General features: G+C 63.3%; 12 protein-coding genes and 1 tRNA gene. 5 read left to right on the plus strand and 8 right to left on the minus strand.

What is annotated here, in order from left to right:
- Nucleotides 1-4 precede the first annotated feature (4 nt).
- From AB7D48_RS05865 to AB7D48_RS05885, 5 genes are all read right to left on the minus strand, one after another.
- Complete coding sequence (locus AB7D48_RS05865; protein ID WP_427976427.1) at nucleotides 5-442, minus strand: N-acetyltransferase family protein; 438 nt, start codon at nucleotides 440-442, stop codon at nucleotides 5-7.
- On the minus strand, nucleotides 439-3,075 hold the full coding sequence (locus AB7D48_RS05870; RefSeq protein WP_427976669.1) for a valine--tRNA ligase: 2,637 nt from the start codon (nucleotides 3,073-3,075) through the stop codon (nucleotides 439-441). Before AB7D48_RS05870 ends, AB7D48_RS05865 begins: the two co-directional genes overlap by 4 nt.
- 103 nt (nucleotides 3,076-3,178) lie before the next feature.
- Nucleotides 3,179-4,102, minus strand: coding sequence for a DUF2497 domain-containing protein (locus AB7D48_RS05875; RefSeq protein ID WP_427976430.1), 924 nt, complete (start codon nucleotides 4,100-4,102; stop codon nucleotides 3,179-3,181).
- A gap of 10 nt (nucleotides 4,103-4,112) precedes the next feature.
- A complete protein-coding gene (locus AB7D48_RS05880) occupies nucleotides 4,113-5,636 on the minus strand; it encodes a TolC family outer membrane protein (RefSeq protein ID WP_427976432.1) in 1,524 nt (507 codons plus the stop codon).
- Between the two features lie 2 nt (nucleotides 5,637-5,638).
- Nucleotides 5,639-6,295: a protein-L-isoaspartate O-methyltransferase family protein gene (locus tag AB7D48_RS05885; protein ID WP_427976434.1), complete on the minus strand. Its 657-nt coding sequence runs from the start codon at nucleotides 6,293-6,295 to the stop codon at nucleotides 5,639-5,641.
- A 157-nt stretch (nucleotides 6,296-6,452) separates the two neighbouring features.
- Between AB7D48_RS05885 and AB7D48_RS05890 the strand changes: the two genes are divergently transcribed.
- The 3 genes from AB7D48_RS05890 (at nucleotide 6,453) to AB7D48_RS05900 (ending at nucleotide 7,788) form a co-directional block, all read left to right on the plus strand.
- A tRNA-Cys gene (locus AB7D48_RS05890) sits at nucleotides 6,453-6,526 on the plus strand.
- Nucleotides 6,497-6,784, plus strand: coding sequence for a hypothetical protein (locus tag AB7D48_RS05895; protein ID WP_427976436.1), 288 nt, complete (start codon nucleotides 6,497-6,499; stop codon nucleotides 6,782-6,784). Before AB7D48_RS05890 ends, AB7D48_RS05895 begins: the two co-directional genes overlap by 30 nt.
- A gap of 5 nt (nucleotides 6,785-6,789) precedes the next feature.
- Nucleotides 6,790-7,788, plus strand: coding sequence for an alpha/beta fold hydrolase (locus AB7D48_RS05900; protein ID WP_427976672.1), 999 nt, complete (start codon nucleotides 6,790-6,792; stop codon nucleotides 7,786-7,788).
- Between the two features lie 349 nt (nucleotides 7,789-8,137).
- On the opposite strand, the gene AB7D48_RS05905 is transcribed toward AB7D48_RS05900, so the two are convergent.
- Genes AB7D48_RS05905 through AB7D48_RS05915 form a run of 3 tightly spaced genes read right to left on the minus strand, consistent with a single transcriptional unit; the run spans nucleotide 8,138 to nucleotide 10,364 of the window.
- The gene (locus tag AB7D48_RS05905) at nucleotides 8,138-8,446 is read right to left on the minus strand and encodes an alpha/beta fold hydrolase (protein WP_427976438.1); all 309 of its coding nucleotides are present in this window, start codon (nucleotides 8,444-8,446) and stop codon (nucleotides 8,138-8,140) included.
- Nucleotides 8,447-8,487: 41 nt separating this feature from the next.
- The gene (locus tag AB7D48_RS05910) at nucleotides 8,488-9,453 is read right to left on the minus strand and encodes an SDR family oxidoreductase (protein ID WP_427976440.1); all 966 of its coding nucleotides are present in this window, start codon (nucleotides 9,451-9,453) and stop codon (nucleotides 8,488-8,490) included.
- Nucleotides 9,454-9,485: 32 nt separating this feature from the next.
- A complete protein-coding gene (locus AB7D48_RS05915) occupies nucleotides 9,486-10,364 on the minus strand; it encodes an SDR family oxidoreductase (RefSeq protein ID WP_427976442.1) in 879 nt (292 codons plus the stop codon).
- 113 nt (nucleotides 10,365-10,477) lie between these two features.
- Here AB7D48_RS05915 and AB7D48_RS05920 point away from each other — a divergent pair, with 113 nt between their 5' ends.
- Together AB7D48_RS05920 and AB7D48_RS05925 are read left to right on the plus strand one after the other, a co-directional pair.
- A complete protein-coding gene (locus AB7D48_RS05920) occupies nucleotides 10,478-11,422 on the plus strand; it encodes an AraC family transcriptional regulator (RefSeq protein ID WP_427976445.1) in 945 nt (314 codons plus the stop codon).
- Nucleotides 11,423-11,455: 33 nt separating this feature from the next.
- Nucleotides 11,456-11,977, plus strand: a complete 522-nt coding sequence (locus tag AB7D48_RS05925) for a DUF2867 domain-containing protein (RefSeq protein ID WP_427976446.1) — start codon at nucleotides 11,456-11,458, stop codon at nucleotides 11,975-11,977.
- The last annotated feature ends 206 nt before the right edge of the window (nucleotides 11,978-12,183 follow it).

The raw sequence follows: 12,183 nt of genomic DNA on the forward strand, positions 1-12,183 counted from the left end.
CCCTTCACACCAGCTTGCGATACTGAATGAAACCGGGCTTGTCCGCCAGCTTGTCGTACAGCGCCTGGGCGGTCTTGTTGGTCTCGTGCGTCAGCCAGTAAACCCGACCGCATCCCGCCTCACGGGCGCGCCCATATACCGCCTCAATCAATGCCCGGCCAACGCCCCTGCCCCGCGCGGCCTCGGCGGTGAACAGATCCTCCAGATAGCACACATCGCCGGTCATCCAGGTATTGCGGTGGAAGATGTAATGCACCAGCCCCAGCAACGCGCCATTTTCCTCCACCACCAGCGCGTTCACCGGCTCGGCGGGGTCGAAGAAGCGCGCCCAGAGCGTGTCGGTCACCTCCGGTGCCAGCGCCTGCTCATAAAAGCTCAGATAGCCCCGCCAGAGCGCCTCCCACCCGGCCCGGTCCTCCGGGCGGAGGGCCCGCACCATCATGCCAGCCTCGCCAGCGCGGCGCCAAGGCGCGCCACCTCGTTGGTGAAACTCTCCTCGCGGTCCCGGTGCTCGTCCAAAATCGCCTCCGGCGCGCGGGCGACGAACTCCGCATTGGCCAGCTTCGCCCGCACCTTCTTCAACTCGCCCTCGGCCTTGGCCAGCGCCGCCGCCAGCCGCTTCTTCTCCGCCTCCAGATCGATCAACCCTTCCAGCGGCAGGATGATCGTCGCCTCGCCCAGCACCGCCTGCGCGGCATTCCGCGGCACCGGGCCATTGAGCGCCCCGATTTCGGAAGCACGGGCCAGACGGGAAATCGCCTCGAACCAGCCTTGTGCCCTCTCCAGCGTCTCCGGCGCCGCGTCCTGTAAAAACACCGGGGATTTCTGCGAGGGCGGCACGTTCATTTCGGAGCGCACGGTGCGGATTTCCGAAATCAGCCCCACCAGCCAGTTCAGCTCCGCCGCCGCCGCATCCGCGCCGTTCACCCGCACCGTCTCCGGCCAGGCGGCGGAGATCAGCGAACACGGCGCGCCATAGCCGAAATGGTCCCACAGCTCCTCGGTCACATACGGGATCAGCGGGTGCATCAGCCGCAGCAGCACCCCCAGCACATAGGCCGCCGTGTCGCGGATCTCCCGCGCGTCCTCGCTGGCGAAGCCGGGCTTGGCAAGCTCGATAAACCAGTCGCACACATCGCCCCAGGCAAAGCGATAGCAGGCGGTGGCATAATCATTCGGGCGATACGCCTCCAGCCCGGCGGTCGCGGCCTCGACCGCCTCGTTCGCGCGCGCCAGCACCCAGCGGCAGAGCGGCAATTTCGCATCCCACGGCTTGAAATCCGGGTTCGGCTTCACCCCGTTCATTTCCAGAAAGCGCGCGGCGTTCCAGATTTTGGTGATAAAGCCCCGGTTGGTCTCGACGATCTTCTCGCCCAGCTTCACATCGCGCCCTTGGCCCGCGGCGGCGGCCACGGAATAGCGCAGCGCATCGGCGCCGAATTTATCGATGAGCGTCAGCGGGTCCAGGACATTGCCCTTGGACTTGGACATTTTCTGCCCCTTCTCGTCGCGCACCAACCCGTGAATATAGATGGTGCGGAACGGCACATCGCCCATGAAATGCAGCCCCATCATCATCATCCGGGCCACCCAGAAGAAAATGATGTCGAAGCCGGTCACCAATGTGTCGGTCGGATAATATTTGGCCAGTTCCGGCGTCCGCTCCGGCCAGCCCAGCGTCGAGAATGGCCAGAGGGCGGAAGAGAACCAGGTATCCAGCACATCCTCGTCCTGGGTCAGGCGCACACCCGCCCCGGCCTGGGCCTGGGCCTCTTCCTCGGTGCGCGCCACATACACCTTGCCCGCCTCGTCATACCAGGCCGGAATCCGGTGCCCCCACCAAAGCTGGCGGGAAATGCACCAGGGCTGAATGTCGCGCATCCAGGCAAAGAAGGTGTTTTCCCACTGCTTGGGCACGAACTGGACACGCCCTTCCTCAACCGCCTCGATGGCGGGCTGGGCCAGAACATGGGCGTTGCAATACCATTGGGTGGTCAAGAACGGTTCGATCACCGTGCCTGAACGGTCGCCATAGGGAACCATATGCGGGTGCGGCTTCACCTCCACCAATTGCCCGCGCGCCTCCAGCTCCGCCACGACCAGCTTGCGCGCCGCGAAACGCTCCAGCCCCTCCAGCGAGCGCACGAACTCAGGCACCTCCCCCAGCTCGGCCAGCGTGACACGCCCCTGCTTGTCGAGCATCGAGGGCATGGCCAGCCCATGGCGCTTGCCGACCTCGAAATCGTTGAAATCATGGGCGGGCGTGATTTTCACGGCCCCCGTGCCCTTCTCAGGGTCGGCATATTCATCCGCGACGATGGGGATTTTCCGCTCCGTCAGCGGTAGCACCACATGCCGGCCGATGAGATGCTTGAAGGTTTCATTCTCCGGGTGCACCGCCACGGCGGTATCGGCCAGCATCGTCTCCGGCCGGGTGGTGGCGACGGTGATCGCCTCGCCACCTTCAACCGGATAGCGGATATACCACATATTTCCCTTGGTATCCCGGCTCTCCACCTCAAGATCGGAAATCGCGGTCTGCAACTGGGTATCCCAGTTCACCAGCCGCTTGTCCTGGTAGATCAGCCCGTCCTCGAACAGCCGCACGAACACCTCGCGCACCGCCACGGAAAGCCCGTCATCCATGGTGAAGCGTTCACGCGCCCAATCCGGCGAGGCGCCCAGGCGACGCAATTGCCGGGTGATATTGCCGCCGGACTCGGCCTTCCACCGCCACACGCGGGAGAGGAACGTCTCGCGCCCCAGCTCCTTGCGGGACACGCCCTCCTTGTCCAGCAACCGCTCCACCACCATCTGCGTGGCGATGCCCGCATGGTCGGTGCCTGGCTGCCAGAGCACGTCGCGCCCCTGCATGCGCCGGAACCGGACAAGAATATCCTGCAACGTCATGGTCAGCGCATGGCCCACATGCAGGCTGCCCGTCACGTTCGGCGGCGGGATCATGATGGTGTAGGGCTTGGCCGGGTTTTCAGGATGCGCGGCAAACGCGCCCGAAGCTTCCCAACCAGCATAAAGCCGTGCCTCGGAAGAAGCCGGCTCGAAAGTCTTGTCCAGTGTCGTCACGTAAAAAACCTCCGCGCCCCATGCGGGGGCGCGCGTATTTAAGAAAAAAAACGGCCGCCGGAAAGCGGCCGCATCCTGACGCGTGAAAGACGGATCAGCCCTGGGCGCGGTCCATCACACGGTTGATCTCAGCGCGCACCACACGCTCCACCAAGCTCGGCAAATGCGTGTCCAGCCAAGCCTTGAGCACCGGCTTGACCTCCTCGCGGACAATATCCTCGATGGTGATGCCAGGGCGGCCGATGCTGGCGGAGCGTTCGGTGCTCACACTGCGCACCAGCGCGCCGATGGAGTTGCTGATCTCCGAAACGGCCTGATCGTCGACCAGTCCCGCCGGGCCTTGCACTTGCTCTTCCATGATCTGTTCCTTCTCTGGCTCTGGCTCAAGCGCCGGTGCCGGCGCAAACTCGGCCATCGGCGGCTCCGCCGCCGGACTGGGGGGTTGGATGGTGATGTCGGGCGTGAACCCTGGCTCCACTGGGGCCATGGTCTGCATGGGAGACGTCATGAAGGAGGGCCCGGCCTCGAACATGGGCGCCTGCTGATCGAACGGTGCCGCCTCGCCAAACATGTCCGGGGCTGGCGCAGACGAAACAGACATGAAAGGCTCGGATATGAACGGCTCCGGCGCGGGAAACGATTGTGCCTGCATCGGCGGCGGGTCCGCTTCCCGCGGCGTGGGGGGCAAGCTCCCAAAAGCCGGTTCCGACGCGAAATGCACCGGCGCGGCGAGGGTGGGGGCCGGTTCATCCAGCGTCATGTCCGGTGCCATGTCCGCCGGTGCCGTGTCCGGTGCCGTGTCCGGTGCCGGTGGCGCCGTGGCGGAAACAGGCGGCTCCGGCTCGCAGACCCGCATGCTGGCGTTCAGCACCACTTCCTCATCCTCGCCGTGCGGCCGCGCCGAGGCGGCTTCCTCGTCGGACAGGATCCGCCGGATGGAGGCCAAAATCTCCTCCATCGAGGGTTCCGCCGCGCTGGCCGGGCCGGAGCGGTTTGAAATACCGTCGCCTTCGCTCATCCTGCCTCCTTCATGGCGCCTTCTGCCCCGGGCTTGAAACCGGTACCACCGGCGGGGTGGGTGGTGCGCCCAGCATCGCCCCATCCGGCGCGATGCCGGCATCCTGGTCGGCCGCGCCCCCCGTGCCGAACCCGGCATATTTCACGGCGTCATAATATTTCTTGTCGTCATATTCATGCACGGGCAAGCCCAGATCCCGCGCGGTCAACCGCCCGATGGACGCCGCCACGGCATAGGAATAATTCACCATTTGCGAGATATTCTGCACCTGCAGGATCTGGGAATCCAGCAGAGTCTGCTGCGCGTTCAACACATCCAGCGTCGTGCGGGTGCCCACCAGCTCCTCGCGCTCCGTGCCGTCCAGCGCGATGGCGTTGGCCTTGATCTCGGCATTGATGGACAGAATGGACGAGCGCGACGAAGTCAAACCCTCCCAGGCCTGGGCCGCGCCGGCATAGGCCTTGCGCTGGGCCACGAGCACCGCCGCAAAAGCCGCCTGCTCCTTGGCCCTGGCTTGACGGATCGCCGCATATTCCTGCCCGCCCTGATAAAGCGGCACGCTCAACTGGCCGATGAACGACGCCCCGCGGGTGAAATTGTTCTGACCGGAACTGCCCGCCTCGTCATAGGCCGAAGCCTGAAGGGAAAGCTGGGGCATCAGCGCGGCGAAGGCCACATCCACCCCATCCTTCGCGGCGGCATCGCTAAACTGGGCGGCGACCACGTCCGGATTGTTGCGCACCGCCACGGCGCCAGCCTGTTTGGCGTTATCCACCGGCAACATCAAGGGCTGTGGCGGCGCCAGCTTGTCCGCCGGATAGTCCCCCACGACCTGCCGGAAATTATCGCGCGCGATCCGCAGATTGCCTTGCGCCACCGAGACGCGCTGCTTTGCCGCCGCCAGCGAGGCCTGAGCCTGCGCCACCGATGTCATGGTGATCTCGCCCAGATTGAACTGGGTCTGGGTATCGTGCAATTGCTGCGTCAGAACCTGCTGATTGCTCTGTTGCAGGGCCAGAAGCTGCATGTCGGCCACGACGGCGACATAAGCCTGCACCACCTGCTGAAAGACCGATTGCTCCTGCGAGAAAAGCTGGGCGCGGGCGGCATAGACATCGTTCTTGGCCTGGCGTGTCTGCCCGGTGACCTTGCCGCCCTGATAAATCGGCTGGGTCACTGTGATCTGCGCGACCTTCTGGGTGCCATTTTCCGGCACCTTGGTGGAGCTGTTCACATATTGCTGGGTGGTTTCGTCGAAAGAGGATGTGCCGTATTTCTCGGATCCCGTCACCCGGCCATATTCGCCATTCACGGTGACGGTCGGGCGCCAGCCGGACAGGGCGGTAGGCACGTTTTCATCGGTCTGGCGCAACGTGGCGCGCTGCTGCTGCAAGGTGGGATTATTGTAATAAGCCGAAACGAGCGCCTGTGTCAGCGTCGCGGGCGGGGCGGCGGTTGCGGCGGCGGGCAGCAGAACCGCCCCCAGCGCCATGCCCGAAACCCAGCGCGCGCGTGGCAAGAGGCGGCCCGCCATGCTCAGAAGCAAAAAGCCGGAGCGGGTGCGAATTGCGGCAATAAACGGGACGTGCAGTCAAACAGCTCGACATGGGCATAACCGCCGCCCGCGGGCTCCGCCACCGCGATGCGGCCCAACCCGCCGGGGGCCGCCTCATCGGCCAGAATGGCGATCACCCGCCCGCCAGGGGCAAGCTGCGCGGCCAGCGCCGGGGGAATATCCAGCACCGCGCCCTCGATGACGATGGCATCATACGGCCCGCCCGCCGGCCAACCCGCCTCCAGCGTCCCGGTCACGGCCTGCACCTGCGGCGCATGGGCCGCCAAGGCCGTGCCCATGAGGCGGGTTTCCTCCTCCAGCGCCACGACATCGACGCCCGCCAAGCTCAGCACCGCGGCGAGATAACCGCTGCCAGCGCCGACCACCAGCACATGCGCCGGATTTTTCTCCAGCGTGAGCTGGGCGAGCTGCCCGGCGACCATCGGCTTCAGCATGTAACGCCCGCCGCCCAAAGGCAGGTCGGCGTCGGCATAGGCCAGCCCGCCGGCGGGAATAAAGGCCTCGCGCGGCAGAACGCGCATGGCGCCCGTTATCCGCAGATCGTGCACGTGGTTGGGGCGGACCTGCGAATCCACCATATAATCGCGAGCTACCGCCAGAGAATCCGTATCAGCCATGGCACCCTTCCACTTCGCAAGTATGGCCCTTATAGCGGCGGCCCGCCATCAAACTCAACCGCGCCGCCCACCCCCCGCACCGGAGAATTACCACCCAGACATGAAAGGCGGCTTGACCGGCACGGCACAGCCGGGGATATAGGGGCCGCACCAAGCCGGTCCGGTGGCAGAGTGGTGATGCAGCGGACTGCAAATCCGCGAATGTGGGTTCGATTCCCGCCCGGACCTCCAAAAAAACCAGCTTCTCTTTTTGAATCAACGCTTTACGGTTCGCACTCCCGCTTCTACCCACACCTCTACCGCGGCGTTCTGGTCGGAGCGGACGGCGAAGCCTGGGATGATATCGTCGTCGTCCGTTATGCAAGCTTTGAAGTCCTTCGTAGAATTCTTGAAAGCGCGGCCTATGCAGAACAAGCCGCGCCGCATCGGCGCGCGGCACTCTCGGACTGGAAATTCCTCATAACCACACAACCCGATCTGCTGCGGTGAGCGCCATGAATGTCACTCAGCGTCGCATCGAGACGCAGCGTCACCGAACCGCGTGGATCGAGGCTGGTCCGGGCGACGGTCCGCTAATGATCTTTCTCCATGGCTGGCCCGAAATCGGGTTGGTCTGGCGCGCCCAGATGGAGCATTTTTCCGCGTTGGGCTGGCGCTGTGTTGCACCGGATATGCGAGGCTATGGGGAGTCATCGCGGCCGGACTCCATCTCAGCCTATTCGGTTCGGGAACTCGTCGCAGACATGGTCGATCTGCACGATGCGCTCGGCGGCACGCCCGCCGTGTGGGTGGGTCATGACTGGGGAAGCGCGGTTGCCTGGTCTATGGCGTCGCATCATGCCGCGCGATGCCGAGGCGTCGTCAACCTATGTGTACCTTATTTGTCGCGTGGCTTTGCGCTGCCGAACCTAATGCCTCTCATCGATCGCGAAGTCTACCCGAGGCACCACTTCCCCGTCGGGCAGTGGGATTATTGGCTTTTCTATCGGCAGCATTTCACCCGCGCTTCCCGTGAATTCGAAGTAGATGTCATCGCTACGCTGACTATGCTTTATCGGAAGGCCCCTGCGCGTGAGCTGGGTATCCCCGCCTTTACGGCCAATATCTGTCTTCAGGGTGGCTGGTTTGGCGCTGCCCACCGTGCGCCTGTCACATCGCAAGAGAAAACCTTGCTGTCGAATGATGACTTCGACCAGCTCGCCGCAGCCTTCGCGAAAACGGGTTTCGCCGGCGCCAATGCTTGGTACATGAACGACGAGGCAAATATCGCCTATGCTGCAGAAGCGCCAAATTTTGGCAGGCTTTCTCTGCCCGTGCTCTTCATTCATGCGACGAACGATACGGTCTGCGATACGACCCGCAGCCGGCTGGCAGAGCCGATGCGAGAAGACTGCGAGAACCTCAGCGAACTGACGATCAATGGCGGACATGGAATCATGCTCGAGCAGCCGGACAAGGTAAATAACGCGGTTTCTGAATGGCTTGCTTCCTAGCCACGTCTTCCTTCCAGACACTCGCCTTTCTGCCGTTTCCGATGGCAGGTCAAGCGGAATCAGATGCGCCGCCCCCGGCGTATTCATATCATCACTATCACCGACGAGGACCAGGGTCGGGCAGGATACCGCGCTCAATCGTTGCACAACGACAAAGTCGGCAATCATGCGCCAGATCAAGGCATAGACCGCGGGATTGAGCCGGCGCAGGTTCCGCGAAACGCGATCAATGATGTCAGGCCGGTTTTGTGATGTTGCGTTGGCGACCCAATATGAAACGAACGGGGTGATCGCCCCCATGCCCTGCGATTGTGCAAGCGCTGTGTGCTGTTTCATGGCCTCACGCGCCTCATCGGGAAAGGTCCCTGCAGTCGCCAAAAATGGTCAAAGAACGGACGCGGTCCGGGTGAGAAATCGCCATCGGACTCATGCAGCTCATGCCACCAAAGGACAAGCCGACCAAATGCGCCGAATTCACTTCTGCCTCGTCAAGAACGGCAACGAGACCGGCGAAGACACCACTGATGCTCCAATCCTGCGGCAGGCTGGCCGACTGCCCATGCCCGGGTAGATCGACGGCGATGACATCGCGGCCTTCCGCCAGATCCTGGATCTGCTTCTCCCAAAAGGAGAGATCGAGACTGACGGCGTGAATCAAAACGATAACCGGTGCACCGCTCCTGCCCTGCCTGATCGAAATCAGGCACGCGGCCGAGATGCCATCATCGCGCCTACGTCAGCCAGGAGCCCCGGCCCAGTTGGCGACCAACCGAGCGCCTCTTGCGTGATTCGGCTCGCGACCGGATTGTCGGTGCCGATGAAGGCGGCGAGCCATCCGAAATGCTTTGCGGCCTCTTTCGCCGATAACGATTTAGCAAATACGCCTGTAGCCATGCCGATGGTCTCGGCGATGGTCCGCAGCGTGATCGGCTCTTCGCCGATGGCGTGATAATGCGCGCCCGGCTCACCGCACTCTAACGTCTTGACGAATAACCGCGCGGCATCTTGGCGGTGGACGGCGCACCAGCGATTGTTGCCTGCGCCGATATAGGCAGAGATATTCGTCCTGCCCGCCGCGGCGATCAGTTGCGTCACTAGCCCCTGTTTCGTCTCGTCATGAACCGAGGGCGGCAGGCGGATCGTCGCCGCGCGAAGGCCGCTCCCGGCAAGCCTGCATATCGCCTGTTCCGTCCCGGCCCTGCCGCCGCCAACGGATGCAGGGTCCACTGCGTCAGTCTCCTCTACGATCCGTCCAGCCTTGAGCGCCATGGTCGGAAATGCCGCGATCAGCGGCGCGCCCTTGTCCAGAACGCTGCCCATAGTCTCGATCGCCCTACGATCGGCGCCCACGGCCGCGGCGGTGAACCGACCAACGATGTCCGAGGGAACACCGCCCAGAAGAACCCGCAGGCGCGTAGAGAACGCCATGTGCGACAGGGCATGAAAAAAAGCGGTGTGGATCACGCCGTCTGCTCGTCTGGCCTCACGGCACAGCACGTCAAGACTGTCGACGGCTCCACGGGCAACACCCACCCCCGCCGCCTCCAGCCGTTTTGCCGCTTCCGACGATCGCGCAAGGCCTCTTACTTCGTGGCCCGATGAGATCAATTCCCGCACAATAGCCGAGCCAATGAAGCCCGTGGCGCCCGTCACGAAGACACGCATATTGCTCTCCCGTTGCTTGGCGGATCAGACGTTCAGCCGGCGAAATAGGCCGGGTCGGTCAAGTCGGCGAGCAGACCGCGTTCCTTTGGCGCCCACCCAAAAACTTCGCGCGTGCGTGCACTGCTGGTCGGCGCATCGAGACCAACGAAGGGCGCGAACCAGCCGAATTGGGCCTGCGCGTCACCGACGGCGACGCTCTCAACCGGAAGGTCGAATTGACGCCCGATTACCTCGGCGATGTCCTTGAGCGCCACACCTTCCTCGGCGACAGCATGGAACGGGCCAGCCTCGGGCCGGTCGAGCGCCAGACAGAACAGGCGCGCGGCATCGCGGCGATGGACGGCGGGCCAACGGTTCCATCCCTCGCCGATGTAGGCCGAGACACCCTTGTCATGGGCGATGCCCGCCAGACGGGGCACGAAGCCATGATCGCCCACGCCGTGCACGGACGGCGCAAGCCGCACGGCACAGGCCCGCAAGCCTCGCGCCTTCAGAGCCTCGACCATCGCTTCGGATGCCCTCGGGAAGCTGTCGGTCACCGGCGGTGCGGCATCTTCTTCCGTCGCCAACCGTCCCGGCGCCAGCAGCGCCACGCCTGAGGTCACGATCAAGGGCTTGTCTGTGCCCTCCAGCGCCGCCCCCATCGCCTCGATCGCCGCCTTGTCGGCGGCGCAGTTCTCCGCAAAGCGCGACCAGTCGTGATTGAACGCCGTATGGATGACTCCGTCAGCCTCGGCCGCCGCCGCGCGCAGCACACCGAGATCCTCGATCTTGCCCCGCACCACCGAGGCTCCGGTCGCCGACAACGTCTCCGCACTCCTGTCGGAGCGCGCGAAACCGGTTACCTGATACCCGGTAGCGATCAACTCATCGACCACCGCTGATCCAACCCAGCCGGTGGCTCCTGTCACGAAAACATGCATTGCAGATCTCCTTCAGCATCGAGTCAAAGATAAGGGCTGGATGTTGAACGATTAACCTCTATAAATTCATTTACAGTATTCATTCGTTCAGAGCCGACAGTATGGACCCCTTGTCAGACATTCTTTCCCTTTTGAAACTGCGTAGCTACGTCTCGGGCGGCTTCGACGCTGGCGGCGATTTCGCGGTGCAGTTCGGACGGCATGAGGGGATCAAATTCCATGCGGTCATCTCCGGCGCCTGCTGGGTATCTCTCGAGAACGCGCCCGAGCCAGTCCGCGTCCACGCGGGCGAGTGCTTCTTGCTTCCGCATGGCAAGGCGTTCCGGATCTCGAGCGATCCCGCGGTCACACCGGTCGATGTTCGCGACATCCTGGCTCCGGTGTCGAACGGGCGCATCATGACGTATGGCGGTGGCGGCGATTTCCTGAGCATCGGAGGATATTTTCTGCTGTCGGGAGGGCAGGCCGACCTGCTTTTGGAGACGCTTCCGTCGCTCCTGCATATCAGGGACAGCGCCGACAGCGAGATGTTGCGCTGGTGCGTCGAGCGTATGCGCAGGGAAATGTCGGAAGGCATGCCTGGGGATTTTGTTGTTGCGCAACAACTGGCGACGATGATCCTAGTCCAGGCCTTGCGTGTCCATTTGTCCCAGAAGCCGAGCACGGCATCCGGCTGGCTCTTCGCTCTTGCCGACGTGAGATTGCGAGCGGCGATCGACGCCATGCATCGCGCGCCTGAGCATCGCTGGACGATCGATACATTAGCCAGGAAAGCGGGCATGTCACGCACCGCTTTCGCCCTGCGGTTCAAGGATGTCGCAGGGATAACGCCAATGGCCTATCTGACACGGTGGCGCATGTTACAGGCCGCCGAGAAACTGACCACATCCCGCCAGTCTTTAGCCGAGATCAGTTCCGCCTTGGGCTACGAGTCGGAGAAATCGTTCAGCGCGACCTTCAAGCGCCTCATGCACCGCTCGCCCCGCCAATATAGCCGCGAGGTCGCGGGACATCGCACAGGCCCGGAACACCCCCCCCTCCGTTAAGGAGTCCGTCGCACATGCAAGGAGCAGTCAACGATGAGGAAGCGTATTCGTCAGGTCCACTGCCCGTCCAATAGCGCCATCTCCAGTTGGCTGCCCGGCGCCGATCTTGCCGATGCCTTTGCTGTTGAGATAACAAAGACGGACGCGGCGCGTGGCATCGAAACTTTGGCCCGAAGTGTCCTTGGCCACCCCGCTCCCTGGTTCCGCGTGCTTCTGTCGATTCGAGACGTGGCCATGCGTCCACTGGGTGTCAGATCCTCACGGCAGCTTCAGCAAAATGCGGTAGCCGCAGGAAAGAACCATATCGACTTCTTCCGGATCATCGCACAATCCGATGCGGAAATCGTGTTGGGCGAGGATGATCGCCACCTCGATTTCCGCATCTCGCTGCTGCTGCGGCCTGTTCGCGATGGCGAAAGGGACGAACTAGTCGCAACAACCGTTGTACGGTGCCACAACCTCACTGGCAGGATTTATCTCGGGATAATTGCCCCCGTCCACAGGCAGGTCATCCGCTCCAATCTGGCGGCGGCGACCCGGCGCAATTGGCAGTAGGACGGCCGGCAAACATCACAGTGACCCCAACGGCCGCACTCCTTCCTGACGGGCACCTCTAAAAAGGTCGATCCAGAGAGGCACTATCCAAGCTCGACACGTCCCTGATCGGTCGGCATCGCAGCCCGGAAGAGCTTCAGGCGTTCCGCGACAAAGCCGCCGCGGCGCTCTATCTAGCCAGCGAGGAGTCCAGCTACGTTGTCTGC

This window comes from Acidocella sp. (assembly GCF_050253495.1).
Classification (GTDB): Bacteria; Pseudomonadota; Alphaproteobacteria; order Acetobacterales; family Acetobacteraceae; genus Acidocella.